Genomic DNA, 17,976 nt, shown 5'->3' with positions numbered 1-17,976 from the left:
GTGCGCCCCCGGATTCGTCGAGCCCTTTTTGCCTTGCACCGCCGCCGGTACCTTGACCGACGCTATAGCTTTTCCTTCAGGATTCGTAAAAAACCGGTAACGTTTATCCCATTGTAAGTGTCAAACCATAGTTAAGAATCATGAGATTTTGCAGTGGGCGCATTTTTGGAAATGTGTCCCACGTGCATGAAGAAATATTCGCGAAGAGCTTTTAAAAAACTGTGGAGGGAGGTGAAAAATGATGCTGATTATTTTTCCTTTGATTGCGGCTTCGGCATTGGTGTTTTTCGGATACTTTGCCCTGTGGAGCTCAGCCCAGGCAACCACGCCGAAAAGCATTTCGTCATTCGGACGGATCCTGTCAATAATCCTGTTTGTCATTGCAGGGGTTGTTCTCTTTTCTCCGGTTGCAATGAGGCATTTTCACGGCCGGCATTTCACGGGGGGAATGGGCATGCAGGGGCGTCCACCCATGATGGGGAGCGTTCCTCAGCATTGGATGGGTAAGAGATTCATCCCTCCGGAACGGGGCCAGCAGTTCCCGGCGCCTGCGGAAAAGCCCGAGGCTCAGGGACCAAAATGACAGGTGCAATTAAGGTCTTTTTCCTGCAGCGCCCTTTAAAAAAGGCGCTGTTTTTTTTTCCGAAATGCGGGTTGATTGGTTACTTTGGATTCCTTGACAGGCCAATGGAAAAACTGGCGGTGAACGCGGACGGCATTGCTTCCGCGGAAGTTCCGGAGTAGCCGCCGTGTCCATGTCCGCCGCCGTGCATACCCCCGCCGCTCCCTTCACCGTGCATGCCGCCGCCGCCCGTGGGCTGCATTTCAGAGCCGCTTTCACCCTGGCCGTGCGGGTCGATATCGGGCACGGATGACTCGAAAGTCACGTTCAGCAGTGTGTCGTTTCCGATATCGACGGCATATTTGCATAGGGAGTCTGACCTGAGGGGAACTTTTATTTGGTAAACAAGGTTTTCATCCGACGGGAATAAACGGACGATAATGCCGAAGGATTCGGCAACGCCTGTTTTTACCGGAATGCTGTCTTCTTTTCCCGGCCCGAGCAGTTCCATTTCCTGGAGCGTCTGCTCCATCCTTTCCCTCATTGCCTGCGGATCGCGCGCCCTCTCCGCGGTCGAGTGCAGCGGCGGAGCGTTTTTCATGCCGAGCGGAAAATGAATACCGAACCGTTTCCCCTTTTTAGACGGGCTGGTGAACCAGGTGGTGAATCCGAAGCGCAGGATCTGCGTGTTGACGTCGCGTTTCCACGAAGTCATGTCGAGGTATAAAAAAGTACCGTCATTCCTGACGCCGATCCCGAATTGAGGATCGTCGGGGTACTGCATGACATCCTTCCACGGCGCGGGGTTTCCGTCAAAGGGCGGAGGGGACGGGGCCCATTTGCTTTCAACAACAACGGGCGGATTGCATGTTGACAAAAGCATAAAAAGAAGCGCGGAAACAACCGGAAATAAAATTTTCATGGTGATCCCATGCCATAGAAGGAAAAGAGGTTAAGGGAAAATACGAACAAATTAGACAGCATCCGTCCTGCGGTTGTTACAGGCCGCATCCCGGCGCAGGGCTTATCGGTACCCCGCCCGCGGCCTTTTGATGGCCGTAAGCAGATCGCGATGCGCTTTTAAAAAATCCTCATTGTCAATCATTTGCTCTATGGTTACGAAGGCGTAGCCGGTGGACCTGAAATCATCGATGATTTCCTGAAGCGCCTTGAGGGTGTTTTCCTGGTGGGGGTCGGGTTTCAATTCCAATCCGTCGTGGAGCAATACGATGGCGCTTTTTCCGTTCGCCCGCTCGACCCGTTTTATGATCACGTTCGCTGCGGGATGCTTCCAATCGCCGGGATTGACGGTCCAGGTGACCACGTCATACCCCAATGACTCGGCGTTTCTGACCATCCACGGCGACTCCCATCCGTGCGGCGGCCGCAGCAGACGCGTGTGCACCCCCGCGGCTTTGAAGACCGCGGAATCGGTGCGGAGGATCTGCCCATCCAGGGTTTTCCGCGATTCAAGCGGCGCGTTTAACGGATGCGACCAGGTGTGGTTGCCCACGCAATGTCCTTCGTCAACTTCCCTTTTTACAAGGAACGGATATTTTTCCACGTTTTCTCCTATGACAAAGAACGTGGCGCGCACGCCGTTTTTTTTGAGGATGTCGAGGATCTGCGGCGTGTAAAGGGCGGAGGGGCCGTCGTCGAAAGTCAGGGCAACCACGTTTTTTGGTGCATCCAGGGTATCCCCCGACGGATTTGCTCCGTCCCACGCCGCCAGGAAACTGGATAAAATGACAAAAAAATATGGTTTCATAAGTCAGGTGTAATCTTTTCCACATCAAGAATGCGGTTATAAACAATCGAACGTCAAATAATTAAAATAAATTCCCACCACCCGTTTACTCGCACACCGTTTATTTATATTCCGTTCAGGCCGGCGACGGTATTGTCAATAAGTATAAAATAGCCCTGTTTTCAATAACTAAAAAAATCCCAATTTTGTTACTATTCTAATTGTATATTATTCGTTTAATAGCCTTCCTTCCTATATGATAATTGTGATTGAGATAGATTACAAACGGTATAACAGGTAGTTTTCATCTTAAAAAAGGGGGACTGGATGAAGCATCTGTCGTTTTTCAGTCTTGCATTGGTGTTAACGTTTTTCTTAACCGCTCAAGCCGATGTCCCGCGCGGCTATGTCACCAACACGGGTATTGTTGTTGACTCAAGCGGCAAGCCCGTGCGGAACGCCTACATCTCATACGTTACTCTTGACAAGCGCTTTACTTGGTCCTACAGCCTAAACGACGGATCGTTTGGCGGGCCCGTCGGGGTGAGGAATCCGGCCTTGTCTTCGAACGCCGCGAGCGGGCTCCAGTTGATGGTGCGGGGAAAAGAGCTTTTATTCCATGTTTCACGGGGAGACGGTGCGACGGTCGAACTGTTCGACATGCAAGGCCGCAGCCTTGGCATTGTCCTTAACAAGATCATGGATAATACCGGCTTTTTTGCCTTTTCGCCTTTCGCAAGCTCAACGAAAAACTGGGCCTATGCCATGTATCTGGCAAAAGTTACGGTTAACGGAAAATCCGAATGCGTGAAAATCATGAACCAATTCCGCGCCGGTTCCGTGCGAGCCGGTTTCTCTTCAGGACCTGCCATGGCAAACCGGCTCGGCAAAATCGCCGCGTTCATCGACACGCTCAGGGTGGGTAAGACCGGGTATTATTCTGCAATTGTCCCCATCGCGAGCTACACCGACCCCGTCGGCACGGTCAAGATCGTGAAAATGGACGTTGCCAAAAAGGTCGACTCAGTTTTCGCCCTGATGACCCCCGCCGAAAAAGCCGGTGCCATTAACGAGCCTAATTTTGATAACGCAAACGCGGCCTATTACGCACAGAATCTCTGCGGATTCGCTTTTGCCGGCGGGGATGACGGCCCGGGCGGTCACAGCATCAGCAATTGGACGACATTTACAAAGGCCCTTAATGCCGGGATAAGGGCGACCAGGCTGCACATTCCTATTCTCTGCGGGGTCGACAACGTTCATGGAGCAAGCGCGGTCGAAACCGCGGTCATTCTCCCGCACAACTGCGCCATGGGCTGCACGTGGGACCCGCAATTCGTTGAAAAGGCATATAGAATGGTCGGCTGCGAAATACGGGGCACCGGCGAGGACTGGATGCTCGCTCCCTGCGTGGCCGTGTGCCGCGACGACCGCTACGGCAGGTTGTACGAAGGCTACAGCGAAAATCCGGATCTGGCGGCGGCAATCGCAAAGTCGGCGGTGCTCGGTCTGTCAACGGGCGACCTGGGACATCCGAACGCGGTCGGCGTATGCTGCAAGCATTTTTGCGGAGACGGCGGAAGCACCAACGGAACCATGGCCGGTCCCTGCGACACGTCGTACGAACATGTTACCTATGAACAGCTCAAATACATCCATCTGCTTACCTATGAGGAATGCTTCAAGGTGTGTGCCATTTCGATCATGGATCAGTTCGGATCGTGGATGGGCACGACCTGCTCCCAGAATTCGGCAATGAACATCGACTGGCTCAGGGGGGAGCAGCATTTCCAGGGGTTTGTCAACGGCGACTGGGGAACTCAATTCAGCAACTTCCAATACGGGCTTGACGTCGCCATGCCGAGCGACAACGCCGCTGGATGTCTAGGTAACGCCAAGACCTTTTTCACAAGCACTCCCACCTCGGTGCGGGGAGACCAGGGCATCAAGGGCGTGCTCACGCCCAAGATGTGGATGTTCGGCGATTGGGGATTCTACAACAAACCGATTGACGACCGGATGGCCACCCTCATCGGCTGCGCCGATCACCGGGACATCGGCCGCGAGGCGGTGCGGAAATCCTGCGTCCTTGTCAAGAACAACGGCGCCCTCCCGGCCACAGTTTCTTCGAAAATCGCGTGCGTCGGGGCGTTCATGAACGACGTCGGTCTGCAATGCGGCGGATGGACGCTCTCCTGGCAGAGCCATGTGAGCGTGCCGGGCGGCACCTCATTTTATCAGGGATTGCAGCAGGTCGGCGGCAACAACGTGACGCTTTCCGGCAACGGAAGCGGCGCGGATATTGCCATCGTCGCCATCGGAGAAAACCCCTACGCCGAAACCGCTTTCCCGGATATCAATATTGATGTCTCGCCTGTCAATGCCGTTACCGGGGCGAAGAAGGTCGTGCTGGTGGTCGTGAGCGGACGGCCCGTCGATTTTTCGAGCGTGATCAGCAAGTGTGACGCGATCATCATCGCGATGTGGCCGGGATCGGAGGGCGAGGGCCTTGCCGACCTCATCTACGGCAAGAATGATTTCACCGGCAAGCTTTCCTACACCTGGCCCGCCAACCTAAGCCAGGAGCCGATCAACTGGGGATATCCCTACAATGGAAAGGCGGCGTACGGCACCAAAGTGCCGCAATGGCCGTTCGGCTTCGGGTTGAATTACGAAGGAGACACGCTGCACGCGGAAGACGGGCTGTACACCCAGGTGAGCGTGGATTCGCTGCGGGAGTGACGGCGGCAGTATGATTTCCTGCGGACCCAAAAAGGACCCGGATTTCCGGGTCCTTTTGCTTTTTATCTTTTAAAATCCGATCCGGAGAATGAAATGGTTGATGAGCAGCACCACCGCCGCCGCCGCACACCAGGCGAGTGTTGACAAGAGCAAACACGGCCTCAGCGCCATCGAACCGATCAGCACATAGAAAGACGCCAGAAAAACAAGCGTCGCGGGCAGCGCGGCCATGGAAAACAGGGCGATTTTCCTGAGGCCGGCGCTATCGGCGGCCGAGCCGATGAAATAAAATCCTACCAGGGTGATAACCGGGAAGAGCATGAAAAGGCCGGCGAGCACGGGATTTTTCGCTTTTGCAAACAGAGAGACGGCGACCACGAGCGATCCGCCCGCGATAAAACGGACCGCGAGTTCTGAAAATTTCATAAGGATACCCGTTCATCGAAAAGGTGAGAGGGGCGTGAAATGACTTTTCAAAATAAATTCCATTACCGACGGATTGAAAGCGCAAATGCGCCGTGGCTCTTGTTGCGCTTGTTTTTTATCATATCAGTCAGCCATGTATTTTCTCTGCCATAACAGGCCGATCGGGAACAAATGATCATGGAAAAAAGGAAATCAAAGATCATTCGGGAAACCAAAACCATCAAGGTCATGATACGCATGTTCTGTAGAGGTCATCATCATGTGTCAACATCGAACCTTTGCAATCAATGCAATGCTCTTGCGGCATACGCCCTTGAACGCCTCGACCGGTGCAAGTACGGCGAGAAAAAAACCGCCTGCAGAAAATGCCCTGCGCATTGCTACAAACCGGAATACCGCGACCTGATCCGCAGGGTGATGCAGTACAGCGGGCCGCGCATGTTGCTGCGTCATCCGGTGCTCGCCATCCGCCATCTCATGTTTTAACAGACCGTTTTTGTTCACCTGCGCCTGCAATGGCGGCATTTATTTTTACCAACACACTTTTTCACGGAAGGACACCCCATGAAACAGCCGGAACAGCCGGTAAAAAAGTCATCCGTTGCCTTATGGCTCCTGATCATTTCCCTCGTTGTCATGCTTGCGGGCGGCGCGGGTATCGTGGCGTTTGCGAACCTGAACAAGACCGTCAAAATGACATCAGGGAAAATTGTCGATACCTTTACGAAAAAAGAGTTCGCGTCGCGGAAGCAGACCATAGACCGGGAATACGACGTAGTACGTTACACGGTGGACGGCAAAGAGTATACGAAAAGAGTCGCTATGCCGGGCGCCGGGTACAGCTCCCAGTACGTCACCGTGTATTATTATGAAAAGCATCCGGGGCACGCCTGGTTTTTCAAAAAATCAAACTCAAGCATCTTCTTCAGTTCGCTCATCGCCGCGCTCGGCGCCGTCGGGGCGATCCTTGCCGCGCTCCGGATGGCCAAGGGTGGCCCGGCGCCGGTGCCGTCCCAGAAACAGCCGGCGGGCAAAAAGGGCGCATCAAAGTAGGGAGGATACATGAATCGGGTTTTTCGCTTATCCGCATTTATCGCGGCGGTATGCTGCGGCGCCTGCCTTGCGCAGACCGATTCCTTGAAACCGGACACGCTCCCCAAACAAGTGCTCATCGCCATGGGTAAAAGCTACATGGAAAAGGCCGTTTCCGCAATTGTCAAGGACAGCCTCACGGCCCGGGGCTACGGGGTGACCATCATCAGCATCAGGACGCTCAACGACCGGGAGCGCCGCAATTACCGGGCGGTGATCCTGTTCAACGCGGTCGCCGCCGCAAAGCTTACCGAGACGGCAGAAAAATTCGTCCGGTCGCAGGAGGGCATCGGCCAGCAGTCGAGCCTTCTCATCTGCGACATTTACGGTGAGCAATGGAATCCCCGGAGGGAAGACGTGAGCGCGGTGGCTTCCGCCACCAAGACCATGCGGCCCGAGGATACCGCGGCAAAGATCATCGCGAATTTCAACGCGATGGTGAACAAATAACCGACTTTATTCCGGCCCATGATCATCCCGTGCACCCCCGCTGATTTCGACGCAATGTTCCGCATTATCAACGACGCGGCCTGGGCGTACAAAGGCGCCATTCCCGAAGACTGCTGGCATGATCCGTACATGTCCCGCGAACACCTGAAATTGGAAATCGGCAGGGGCGTGGAGTTTTACGGCTGTTCTGAAAACGGAACGCTCGCCGGCGTGATGGGAATCCAGGACGTGAAGGACGTCACGCTCATCCGGCACGCGTACGTGCTCACGCGGTTCCAGAGGAAGGGGATCGGCGGAAAATTACTGGCGTTTCTCGTAAAAAAGACCGGCAGGCCCGTGCTCATGGGAACATGGAAGGCCGCGACATGGGCTATCTCATTTTACCAAAAACACGGGTTCACGCCCGTTGATGAGGAAACGAAAAACAGACTGTTGAGAAAATACTGGACGATTCCGGACCGTCAAATAGAGACATCGGTGGTATTGGCTGACAAACAATGGATCGAAACCGGGCGAGCGTAGAGATCTTATTATTCCGGCCTCTTCGACGATTCTTTTCCCCCGTGCGTGCATCGCCCCACGATCAATCCGGTACAACACCCGTCTCTCTTTTTCAGGAAGTAATCCTGATGAAAAAATACTGATTTCATGGTATAATAGGGGAAGCAACGATCGCCTGAAAACCGTCTCATCATTCAGCAACCAACAATCCAAAGGAGGTTTTATGAAAAAATCATCCACCGCTCTCAGCGTCTGTCTGTGTGCCCTTATCGCGAGTACGGGGCTCTTGATTCCTGGGTGCGGCCTGAACAATTCGCTGAGCGACGAGTTCGCGCGCATGGCTTCGCAGGAAGTGGCGAACATGAGCTCGAACTCGAGCGGCATGATCCTCGGCAAGGGACTTGCCAAGACCGCGGCAACGGCCGACACAGTGTATTACGACCTGACCATCAACCCGTACCACTGGGACGCAACCATCGGCGGGTACATCCGCACCGCGACGGTGGTCGGCTCAGACGGTTACCAGCGCGTGCGCGTCGACACGGTGATTTTCAAGGACGCCACCGGCGCATCGCTCCAGTTTCCGTCGCTGGCGACCTGCAAGACCATAAGCCATGTCCGTAACGTGACGAACACCAAGGGCGGCACCGAGCTTGACATCAGGGTGGTGATGAATTCCGTGATCAACCTCACGCCCGACACCACACACGTGAAGAACGGCACCATCACCGGGACCTACGACGGCGACCAGGTGGCGACGGGCACCATCACCAACGTGACGCGCGCCTTTACAGACGGAAAATGGCAGTTCCCGCGCAGCGGCACCGTGGCGGTGGATTTCCCGCACCGCACCTATGACGTCGATTTCACCGGCAACGGCGGTGCGACGCTCACCATCACGAACAAGACCACCAACAAGTCCACGGTGGTCACGATACAAGTTGACGAGCAATAAAGATCGCTGTTTGGTATTTTCCCGGCCGGGGACAAGCGGAAGGCAGAGTACCTTCCGCTTTTTTTAACACAGGCGCACACGGAGCGTAATTGACCTTGACTCAGTCCCGCAAGGTGGGCTATATTTTTGAGTGACAAAACACCTGTTTCCATGATCCGGAGATAAAGAATGCACGATCTTATTGTCATCGGCGGCGGGCCCGCGGGATATTTCGCGGCCGAACAGGCGGGCAAGGCCGGGCTATCAACGCTCCTTGTTGAAAAAAGCCGCATCGGCGGCGTCTGTCTCAACGAGGGGTGCGTTCCGTCCAAGACCATGCTGTACAGCGCCGGGCTTTACACGTCGGCGCTGTCGTCGCGGAATTTCGGCGTGACCGCGGACGGGGCCGCCCTTGATCTTGCCGCGCTCACGGCGCACAGGCAGAAAATCGTGGAATCGCAGCGCAACGCCATCGGCTTTACATTAAAGAAATGCAGCGTGGAAACCGTTGCGGGAACCGCCGTCATCAGGGGAAAGCGGAGCGAAGGGTTCAGGGTCTCGGTGCTCGAAAAGGAATTCGAGGCGAAGCGGCTGCTCGTCTGCACCGGCTCGGACGCCATAAGGCTCGGTCTTCCCGGCATGAATCAGGACTTTGTCTTGACAAGCAGGGAAATCCTCACCGTTTCCTCGGTGCCAAAATCGCTCGTCGTCATCGGCGCCGGCGCGATCGGCCTGGAATTCGCCACGTTCTTCGCCGAGGCGGGAAGCCGCGTCACGGTGGTTGAAATGCTGCCGCAGATTGGCGGCCCAATTGACAAAGACATAAGCCAGGCGCTCAAGCGGGAGCTTGAAAAAAAAGGCATCGTGTTCCACCTCGGTTCAACGGTGGCTTCCGTAGAAAATCACGCGGTGAAATTTGAAAGCAACGGCACATCGCAGACGGCAGAAGCGGACCTCGTTCTGCTCAGCGTGGGCCGCAGGCCTGTTACCGCCGGTTTCGGTCTGGAGACTTTGGGCGTCAAGGTTGAGAAAGGCGCGATCGTCACCGACGAAAAAGGCAGGACCAACGTGAGCGGCGTTTGGGCGGCCGGCGACGTGAACGGCAAGTCCATGCTCGCGCACACCGCCTATCACGAGGCGCAGGCATGCGTGAGCGACATGCTCGGAAAAGAGGCGCGGGTGAATTACCGGGCCATCCCGTCCGTCATCTACACCCACCCCGAGGCGGCGGGCGTTGGCTTGACAAAAGAAGAGGCCGCCGGCCAGGGCATTTTGGCAAAGGAGGCCAAGCTTCCCATGGGGTACAACAGCCGCTACACCGCCGAGACCGACGGCGGCCGCGGCCTGGTCAAGGCCGTGATTGACGAAACGAGTAGAAAGCTTGTCGGCATGCACATGGTGGGCGATCATTGTTCAGAGTTGATTTTCGGCGCGGCGATGATCATTGAGCACGGGATGACGGTGGAGGATGTTTTGAAGGTCGTATTTCCGCATCCCACGGTGTCGGAGATGATCAAGGATACGGTGGCGCTATTCGAATAATATTTTATTTGGTTATATATTGTGGAAGATTGACAAGTACGATATATCAATGTCATTCCCGCAAAAGCGGGAATCCATGTTAAAATTCCGAGATGGGCAAGATGGACTCCCGCTTTCGCGGGAGTGACAATAAAATGAAGTGTCGGATCATATCCGGAAAATATCTGCCAGCACCATGAACATCGTCCTCATTTACCCCCGCTACAAAACCCGCATGGCCGGCGGCCTCGAAGAGCCCCTGGGCCTCCTGTACATCGCAGCGACGCTCCGGTCGCTGGGCCACAGCGTGACGGTGTTTGACCTGAGCTTTGCAAAAGGGCTCGGCCACATGGACGCAGCGCTTGCCAAGGCCGACTGGGTGGGAATGTCCTCCACGACGCCGCTGTTCGGAAAGGCCATGGAGATTCTTGCGTATGTCAAGCGCGTTGCGCCGGGAAGGCCCGTGGTCATCGGCGGGCCGCACGCGACCATGTCGGCGGCCGAGGCGCTGGCATCAGGATTCGATTACGCCGTTCTGGGCGAGGGCGAAGCAATCATCAGCGAATTCGTTTCCCAGCTTGCGCAGGGGCGGCCGAGGGAATGCCCGGGAATCGCGTGCAAAATCAACAATGAAACGAAAGTCAATCCCCGTCCGGCATTTATCGCCAACTTGGATTCGCTGGCGTTCCCGGCCCGCGACCTCATCGACTATTCGCGTTATCCCACCATCGGCATGATCGCCAGCCGCGGGTGCCCGTTCAGGTGCCTGTACTGCAAGCCCATGCTCGACGGGCTGTTCGGCGCCGCGGTGCGGCGACGCTCCGCGGCCAACGTGGTTGACGAAATGGAACACGCGTTTAGCGTCGTCGGGCAAAAAGAGGTGAGTTTCAAGGACGACACGTTCACGGCCATGCCCATGGAGTGGTTCAGGGAATTCGGCGCCGCGCTCGCGAGAAAAAACATGTCGGTGCGATGGCAGGCAAATTCCCGCGTCGACACGGTCACCTGGGAAAAACTCGAAATGATGAAATCGCTGGGGTGCAAACAGCTCGGCTTCGGCGTTGAGAGCGGGTCGCCGGCGGTGCTGGAGTTTTACCGCAAGCACGCCAACCCGGAACAGGCCGAGCAGGTGTTCGCCTGGTGCCACAAGCTCGGCATTCTGCCGCACGCGTTCATCATGCTGGGCGCGCCCGACGAAACGCCCCAAGACATGGAACTGACCCACAGGCTGCTCAGGAAAATCAAGCCCCGCAGCTGGACCGTGTGCACCACGACGCCGTTTCCGGGCAACGACCTCTTTACCTATGCAAAAGAGCACGACCTCCTTAACGTGAAAAGCTACGAGGAGTATGACAACGCCGAAAACAGCCTGCTCGGCCGCATGCCCATGAAGCTCCGCCGTTCGACGGCGGCGGACATAAAGCGTTATAGGGACAAAGTCAACCGCACCCTGTTTATGAGCAATGTGTTGAATCCGAAGGTGATTTTGAAGGCGCTGCGCAGACCCGGCGCGGCGTTTCACAAGCTGCGGAACATGTTTATTCCGCCGAGATAAAACATTTTCTCGCAAAGAACGCCAGGAAAAATTTGCCACAGAGACACAGAGGACACAGAGAAGGCAATTAGTTTAAAGCGGAAGTTGAAAGCCAAACGTGTTTCGTTCGTGTCGTTGCTTTCAACCTCCAACTTCCCACTGTATGTTTTCTCCGTCCTCTCCGCAGTGAATTATTTAATGAAGCAGGATCAACTTGCATGATGGTAATCCATCTGAAAAAAGAAAAAGACAAACCGCTGCGCATGGGGCACCCGTGGGTGTTTTCCGGCGCCATCGCCCGCGTTGAAGACGAGGGGGAGCCGGGTGAAATATGCTCCGTCAAATCATCTTCCGGCGAACCGCTGGGAACCGGGTTTTACAACCCGTATTCAGCGATCCGCGTGCGGATGCTGACGAACAGGAATGGCCGTTTCGACGGCACCGAGCTGTGCCGCCGCATCACCGGGGCCGCGGCGCGGCGGGCCGCCCTCCTTGACGGTGCCACCGACTCGTGCCGGCTTGTCAATTCGGAAGGCGACCGCCTGCCCGGACTGATTGTTGACAAATACGCAACCGGGCTCTGCATCCAGATTCAGGCCGCGGGCATGGAGCGGCTGCGGCCCGCCATTCTCGAATGCCTCGCCAGGAACCTGTCGCCCGCGTTCATCTGCGAGCGCTCGGACGCGGACGCGCGGCAGCGGGAAGGCCTGCCCGGGGCAGGCGGGCTCCTGAGCGGGACGATCCCCTCGCCGCTTGTCGTGCGGGAAAACGGCCTCAGGTTCAACGCGGACATTACGACCGGCCAGAAAACCGGTTTCTTCCTTGACCAGCGCGACAACCGGAGGCTTTTCAAATCTTACGCGGCAGGGAAGACCGTCTGCGACTGCTTCTGCTACAGCGGAGGGTTTTCGGTGTACGGGCTCTGCGCCGGCGGCCGCTCCGGCGTGCTCGTTGACACATCGGATGATGCCCTCGCCGCTGCGCGGGCCAACTGCGGCCTCAACGACATTGACAACGGAAAATACGAAACCGTTAAAGCCGACGTGTTCGACTGGCTCCGCAAGACCGACCGCTCGTTCGACTGCATCGTGCTCGATCCGCCGAAATTCGCAAGGCACAAGGGCGAGGTTGACGCCGCTGCGCGCGGTTACAAGGACATCAACCTGCTTGCGTTCAAAAAAAGCGCCGCCGGCGGAATCGTTTTCACTTTTTCCTGCTCCAACGCGGTCGATCCCACACTGTTCCGGCAGATCGTTTTCGCCGCGGCCGCCGATTCGGGCCGATTCGTGCAGGTGCTGCACGTGCTTTCCGCAGGGGAAGACCATCCGTTCAATATAGCGCATCGGGAGGGTGAGTATCTCAAGGGGCTGGTGCTGAGGGTGCAATAGTTTGACCTAATTATAAATTCGCCGCAGGGACGCGGAGGGCGCAGAGAAAAAAAATAAGATAGTTAAAGAAAAATCACCAAAGAGATACGGAAGACTCAGAGAAGATAGATAGTCACTACGTGGAGCATGAAATACTTTAAACTTTCAGTTCGCGGTGAGCTTGTCGAGCCATGAGCGTTCCGAGGATTCCGCCCTTCGAGAGGCTCAGGGCGAACGGTCGGTTTCAGGTTCATGAGTAAAGTTTTTTGTGCTCTCCGGAATAATAGTTTGGGGTTGAAAAAGAAAAAAGCTTTGTCTTAAACGTTACATCCAACCTTCAACTTCCAACTACTTTTATTTAAAAAATCCAGGCTAATATTCGTCTTGTGGCCCCTGGGGCGCCGTTGCGGTACTATCTCCTGTGGCTGCTATGAAACATTATATTGGGAGCCTTTTGAAATTACCAAAGATATAAAAAAATTGCTGTTTGGTATCCGAGAAGAGAAAAATTTAAAAAGTGAATCGTCTTTAGGAGTATCAATGCGAAAAATTCTTCATGGTTTCTTTGCGTCATTACTTACCATTATCTGCATCGTCCCTTTTACCTTCTCCCAAACCGTCTCCTTCTCCGGCGACTGGGAAAACGGCATCACCGGCGCCGGCAACTGGAAATATCTCCAGTCCATGGCCGCCGACCGGTTCCTGCGGGTGACGAGTCCTGTGCGTCAAGGACAGTATGCCGCTCGCGTTGAGGTGCGGCCGGGCGACGACCCGATCAATTCGTCAGGCGAGCGCGCCGAAGTCCTGGTCATGTCGGACGCGGCGGGCACGGCCATGTATGAGGCCGAGGCGAGCGGCACGCAATTTTATGCCTTCAGCGTGCGGCTCGACACGTCCTGGCAGGCGCCGGCCGCCGATGCGGATGGCGCGTGGGCCATTATTTTTCAGCTTCACGGGCCCGACGTGCTTGCCGCGTCGCCGTCGGTCGCGGTGAGCGTGCAAGACCGGTTCAGCGTCGATCTGAACAGCGGCGACCTGGATTCCGCGGGCAAGTCGCTCCGGTGGAAATCGTATCCCCTGAGCAGCAGCGGACTTGATCTCGGGCATTGGGTGGACCTTGTGCTGCAGACCAAATTCGCAAAGGATTTCACCGGCTCGGTGACGGCGTGGCGCCGCGACGAGGGCCAGGCGGATTTTTCCCAGGTGCTTGCGCTTGTCAATGTTCCCACGCTGCAGTACAAATCGAGCCTCGGCGGCGTGGGCAACCATTACTGGAAGCACGGCTTCTACCGCTCCAAGCAGACCACCATCACCAACATTCTTTGGCTCGACGGCCTGACACGAGGGGATTCCTACGGCGCGGTGGTGAATGCCGCATTTGCAGGCACCATGGCGGCGCGCCCGTTTCCTCATCCGTACACCGTCGCGTACGGGGAAAATATCGGATGCCGAATCCAGATGATGAATCTCCTCGGCCAACGGATGGGGGACAAGCGATATGCAAAACAGGCCAATGGGGATGGCAACGCTTTACAGTCATCGGGATGCTATCTCATCGCCGGGCAATCTGCTTCCAATAGAATCATCGGGAAGATTTTTCAGGTTCGATAAATCGAAAAAAAATAGAGGGAAAATTAAAAATCACTTGACAATTCAGCCGGAATACTGCATATTTGTACTATAACGGAGTGCGAAAAATCGGTTTATCCTGTTTTAAGCCTCACACGATACCAAATCAGCCGATACATCCAATCTCGAAAAATTTTCGATACATACAATCTCCAAAAAATGGAATTTCAAATAACAGAAGCGTGATTTTTACCAAGTGATACCGGGTAGTGAAGCCTTCTTTTTTGCGGAAATCCAAAACGAAATTCGGATCTGTTTCCAGCACCGTTGTCGTTCTTCATTGACATAAAAAGAAGCGCTGGTGATGGCCCGGCCCGCGTGCCGCAATTCGTACCGGCCGTTATAAATTTGAAAACTGCTCTTCAGAACAAATACGGATTTTTTTTCGGCGGCCCTCGCGGGCGCCGTTGTGTCATTATTCCATTCATTTTTTCTTTCATTGAGGTGTTTCGATGAACGTTGCCGATTTAAAAACAAAGGCCATGACCGATCTCTACGATCTGGCCATCAGTCTCAGCATCGGGGATCACCGCAATCTCCGCAGGCAGGAACTCATCTTTAAAATCCTCCAGGCGCAGGCGGCCCAGAACGGGCAGATGTTCGCCGAGGGCGTGCTCGAAATCATGCCGGACGGGTTCGGGTTCCTGCGTTCGCCGCTCAACAGCTATCTGTCCGGGCCGGACGACATCTACGTGTCGCCGTCGCAGATCAAGCGGTTTTACCTTAAAACGGGCGACACGGTGTCGGGCCAGGTGAGGCCGCCCAAGGATTCCGAGCGGTATTTCGCGCTGCTCCGCGTGGAGATGGTCAATTTCGAGGACCCGGAGGAATGCAAGAAGAAGATCAACTTCGACGACCTCACGCCGCTGTTCCCCAACCAGCGCTTCAACCTCGAGCACGACGCAAAGGAAATTTCAACGCGCATCATGAACCTGGCGACGCCCATCGGCAAGGGGCAGCGCGGCCTGATCGTCGCGCCGCCGCGCACGGGAAAGACCGTGCTGCTCAAGAACATCGCCAACGCGATCTCCACCAACCACCCGGAGGCGGTGCTCATCGTGCTGCTCATCGACGAGCGGCCCGAAGAGGTCACCGACATGTCGCGCTCCGTAAAGGCCGAAGTGATCAGCTCCACGTTCGACGAACCGGCCGAGCGCCACGTGGTGGTGGCCGAAATGGCCATCGAGCGCGCCAAGCGCCTCGTGGAGCACAACAAGGACGTGGTGATCCTCCTCGACTCCATCACGCGGCTCGCGCGCGCGCACAACACCGTGGCGCCGCACTCGGGGCGCATCCTTTCGGGCGGTGTGGACTCGCAGGCGCTTTACAAACCGAAACGGTTCTTCGGCGCGGCGCGCAACATCGACAACGGCGGCAGCCTCACCATCATCGCGACCGCGCTCATCGAGACCGGCAGCCGCATGGATGAGGTGATATTCGAGGAGTTCAAGGGTACGGGCAACATGGAGCTCGTGCTCGACCGGAAGATCGCCGACCGGCGCATCTACCCGGCCATCGACCTCATGAAGTCGGGCACGCGCAAGGAGGAGCTGCTCCTTTCCAAAGAGGAACTCAACCGCATGTGGATCCTGCGCAAGTTCCTTGCCACCATGACGCCGGTGGAGATGATGGAGTTCCTCAACGAGAAAATAAGCGGGACAAAGACGAACAAGGATTTTCTGGAATCGATGAAGAGCTGAGTCGCATATGCGTGAATGCGTGGACCCGTAGAAGCGGAAACGCATTGGCGCATATATGCATTCACGTTTTTTCAACAACGGAGTCACGCATGCGAATCGCGGTTTTGGGTTGCGGCAACATGGGCCGGGCGATCGTCGCCGGCCTGCTCAAGAAGTACGACGACGTTTCAATTATCGCCTTTGACAAGAGCGATGCGGTGCTCAAGCACCTCCCCGACGAGGCGCTCGTGGTTTCGCCCGACGAGTGGATCCTCGATGAAAACAAGCCCGACGCCGTGGTGATCGCGGTGAAGCCGCAGGACATGGCCGACGCGCTCAAGGCGTTTTCGGGCTTTCAGGCCGGGGCCGATGATCCGCTTTTCATTTCAATCGCCGCCGGCATCGGCATTGCGAAGCTCGAAAAACTTTTGCCCGCGCACGCGCGCGTGTGCAGGGTGATGCCCAACACGCCCGCCCTGGTGGGCGAGGCGATGTCGGCCTATTGCTGCGGCGGCCGCTGCCGTGATTCCGATAAAGCAACGACTGAGCGCATTCTCGGCGCGTTCGGCAGGGTGGTCGCCGTTCCCGAAAAGCTCATGAACGCGGTAACCGGGCTCTCCGGGAGCGGCCCCGCGTACGTTTATCTTTTCATCGAGGCGCTCATCGAAGGAGGGGTTGCGGCCGGGCTTTCCTATGCGGTTGCAAAGGACTGCGCGGTGCAGACCGTGGTCGGCGCCGCACGCATGGTGCAGGAACGGCAGGAGACGCCGGCCGCGCTCAAGTCTGCGGTCATGTCTCCCGGCGGCACCACGGTGCGCGGGCTCATGGCGCTCGAGGAAAACAAATTCAAGTATTCCGTCATCAAGGCCGTCACCGAGGCCGCGGCGCGCGCCGAGGAAATTGGAAAACAGGAATAAGGTTGCACAGAAAGGGAGTGCGGTATGAAGCGGATTTTCATGATTATCTTTGCGGCAGCGGTAGGCTTCTCGGCGTTCGCGGAGAACGCCGACGAGGGAAAACTTCTTCCGGCCGGAACGGCCGCCCCGAGTTTCTCTCTCCCGTCCCTTTCGGGCGACCGGGTTTCGCTTTCCACCTACTCCGGCGAAACGCTGTCGAAGCCGTATCTCAACAAAATCCGGCACACGGTTATCCTGAGCTTCTGGGCCACCTACTGCAAACCGTGCCAGAAGGAAATCCCGGAGCTTCAGGCGTTCATCGAAAAGCACAAGAAGGACAACGTCCTTGTCCTGTGCATCAGCATCGACAAGGAGGGATCGGCCGTCGTTGAGCCTTTTGTCAAGGAAAAGAACTATACCGTGCAGGTGTTGCTCGATCCCTACACCAAGACGTCGGAACGTTACGGCGTCAAATCGCTTCCCGCACTGTTTGTGATCGATACCATGGGCGTCATACGGTTTTCCTCCCGCGGCTACGATGAGAAAAATCCCCTGGGGCCGAAACTCGAAAAGATACTGAAGGCGGTGCGTGAGGGAGGGAAAATCGCTGTCTCCGCTGATGAGGGAGGGGCGACCGTTCCGGTGAAGGCCGTTGAAGCGGGAAAGGGCCAGGAGGCGAAAGCCGGGGAGGGCGAGGCGGCAAAGGCGCAGAGGCTCACGCCCAAGCAGCGATGGAACGCCATTGCGCGGGTGGAGTGCGGCGAACCCATAGAGAAGGTCGCCGCGGCGATCCGTGTTTCTCCCGACGAATTGCGCGCCTGGTACAACGATTTGAAAAAAGCCGCCGTTTCCTTGTGGTCGGCAGACACGGCCGCACGGTAATAATTATATTATAA

General features: G+C 56.1%; 17 protein-coding genes. 14 read left to right on the top strand and 3 right to left on the bottom strand.

Going from position 1 to position 17,976, the window contains the following annotated elements; all coding sequences use genetic code 11:
* Nucleotides 1-238: 238 nt before the first annotated feature.
* The gene (locus VLX68_07365) at nucleotides 239-583 is read left to right on the top strand and encodes a hypothetical protein (protein HUI92048.1); all 345 of its coding nucleotides are present in this window, start codon (nucleotides 239-241) and stop codon (nucleotides 581-583) included.
* Between the two features lie 79 nt (nucleotides 584-662).
* On the opposite strand, the gene VLX68_07360 is transcribed toward VLX68_07365, so the two are convergent.
* Both VLX68_07360 and VLX68_07355 read right to left on the bottom strand, forming a co-directional pair.
* Nucleotides 663-1,484, bottom strand: a complete 822-nt coding sequence (locus VLX68_07360; protein HUI92047.1) for a hypothetical protein — start codon at nucleotides 1,482-1,484, stop codon at nucleotides 663-665.
* A gap of 102 nt (nucleotides 1,485-1,586) precedes the next feature.
* Nucleotides 1,587-2,330 carry a polysaccharide deacetylase family protein gene (locus VLX68_07355; protein HUI92046.1) on the bottom strand — a complete coding sequence of 248 codons (744 nt, stop codon included), beginning with the start codon at nucleotides 2,328-2,330 and terminating at the stop codon, nucleotides 1,587-1,589.
* A 306-nt stretch (nucleotides 2,331-2,636) separates the two neighbouring features.
* Between VLX68_07355 and VLX68_07350 the strand changes: the two genes are divergently transcribed.
* A complete protein-coding gene (locus VLX68_07350; GenBank protein HUI92045.1) occupies nucleotides 2,637-5,051 on the top strand; it encodes a glycoside hydrolase family 3 N-terminal domain-containing protein in 2,415 nt (804 codons plus the stop codon).
* Between the two features lie 69 nt (nucleotides 5,052-5,120).
* Here the strand turns inward: VLX68_07350 and VLX68_07345 are convergent, their stop codons facing one another.
* Nucleotides 5,121-5,477: a GlpM family protein gene (locus VLX68_07345; GenBank protein HUI92044.1), complete on the bottom strand. Its 357-nt coding sequence runs from the start codon at nucleotides 5,475-5,477 to the stop codon at nucleotides 5,121-5,123.
* Nucleotides 5,478-5,654: 177 nt separating this feature from the next.
* On the opposite strand from VLX68_07345, the gene VLX68_07340 reads away from it, so the two are divergent.
* From VLX68_07340 to VLX68_07285, 12 genes are all read left to right on the top strand, one after another.
* Nucleotides 5,655-5,963: a nitrous oxide-stimulated promoter family protein gene (locus VLX68_07340; protein HUI92043.1), complete on the top strand. Its 309-nt coding sequence runs from the start codon at nucleotides 5,655-5,657 to the stop codon at nucleotides 5,961-5,963.
* 78 nt (nucleotides 5,964-6,041) lie between these two features.
* Nucleotides 6,042-6,530, top strand: coding sequence for a DUF3592 domain-containing protein (locus VLX68_07335; GenBank protein HUI92042.1), 489 nt, complete (start codon nucleotides 6,042-6,044; stop codon nucleotides 6,528-6,530).
* Nucleotides 6,531-6,539: 9 nt separating this feature from the next.
* Nucleotides 6,540-7,019 (top strand): hypothetical protein, encoded by a 480-nt coding sequence (locus VLX68_07330; GenBank protein ID HUI92041.1) that lies wholly within the window; start codon nucleotides 6,540-6,542, stop codon nucleotides 7,017-7,019.
* 18 nt (nucleotides 7,020-7,037) lie between these two features.
* Nucleotides 7,038-7,541: a GNAT family N-acetyltransferase gene (locus tag VLX68_07325; protein HUI92040.1), complete on the top strand. Its 504-nt coding sequence runs from the start codon at nucleotides 7,038-7,040 to the stop codon at nucleotides 7,539-7,541.
* Between the two features lie 202 nt (nucleotides 7,542-7,743).
* Nucleotides 7,744-8,475, top strand: coding sequence for a hypothetical protein (locus VLX68_07320; protein ID HUI92039.1), 732 nt, complete (start codon nucleotides 7,744-7,746; stop codon nucleotides 8,473-8,475).
* A 168-nt stretch (nucleotides 8,476-8,643) separates the two neighbouring features.
* Nucleotides 8,644-9,996 (top strand): dihydrolipoyl dehydrogenase, encoded by a 1,353-nt coding sequence (gene lpdA / locus VLX68_07315; protein ID HUI92038.1) that lies wholly within the window; start codon nucleotides 8,644-8,646, stop codon nucleotides 9,994-9,996.
* A gap of 139 nt (nucleotides 9,997-10,135) precedes the next feature.
* Nucleotides 10,136-11,530, top strand: coding sequence for a radical SAM protein (locus VLX68_07310; protein HUI92037.1), 1,395 nt, complete (start codon nucleotides 10,136-10,138; stop codon nucleotides 11,528-11,530).
* A 197-nt stretch (nucleotides 11,531-11,727) separates the two neighbouring features.
* The gene (locus VLX68_07305; GenBank protein ID HUI92036.1) at nucleotides 11,728-12,897 is read left to right on the top strand and encodes a class I SAM-dependent rRNA methyltransferase; all 1,170 of its coding nucleotides are present in this window, start codon (nucleotides 11,728-11,730) and stop codon (nucleotides 12,895-12,897) included.
* Nucleotides 12,898-13,416: 519 nt separating this feature from the next.
* On the top strand, nucleotides 13,417-14,487 hold the full coding sequence (locus VLX68_07300) for a polysaccharide lyase (protein HUI92035.1): 1,071 nt from the start codon (nucleotides 13,417-13,419) through the stop codon (nucleotides 14,485-14,487).
* Nucleotides 14,488-14,957: 470 nt separating this feature from the next.
* Entirely contained in the window at nucleotides 14,958-16,205 is a 1,248-nt protein-coding gene (rho, locus tag VLX68_07295) for a transcription termination factor Rho (protein HUI92034.1), read from the top strand.
* 89 nt (nucleotides 16,206-16,294) lie between these two features.
* A complete protein-coding gene (proC, locus tag VLX68_07290) occupies nucleotides 16,295-17,101 on the top strand; it encodes a pyrroline-5-carboxylate reductase (protein HUI92033.1) in 807 nt (268 codons plus the stop codon).
* A gap of 24 nt (nucleotides 17,102-17,125) precedes the next feature.
* The gene (locus VLX68_07285; protein ID HUI92032.1) at nucleotides 17,126-17,962 is read left to right on the top strand and encodes a TlpA disulfide reductase family protein; all 837 of its coding nucleotides are present in this window, start codon (nucleotides 17,126-17,128) and stop codon (nucleotides 17,960-17,962) included.
* The last annotated feature ends 14 nt before the right edge of the window (nucleotides 17,963-17,976 follow it).

Source organism: Chitinivibrionales bacterium (assembly GCA_035516255.1).
Lineage (GTDB): Bacteria > Fibrobacterota > Chitinivibrionia > Chitinivibrionales > FEN-1185 > FEN-1185.
The sequence above is the reverse complement of the archived record's forward strand: the minus strand, read 5'-3'. Positions and strand labels throughout refer to the sequence as shown.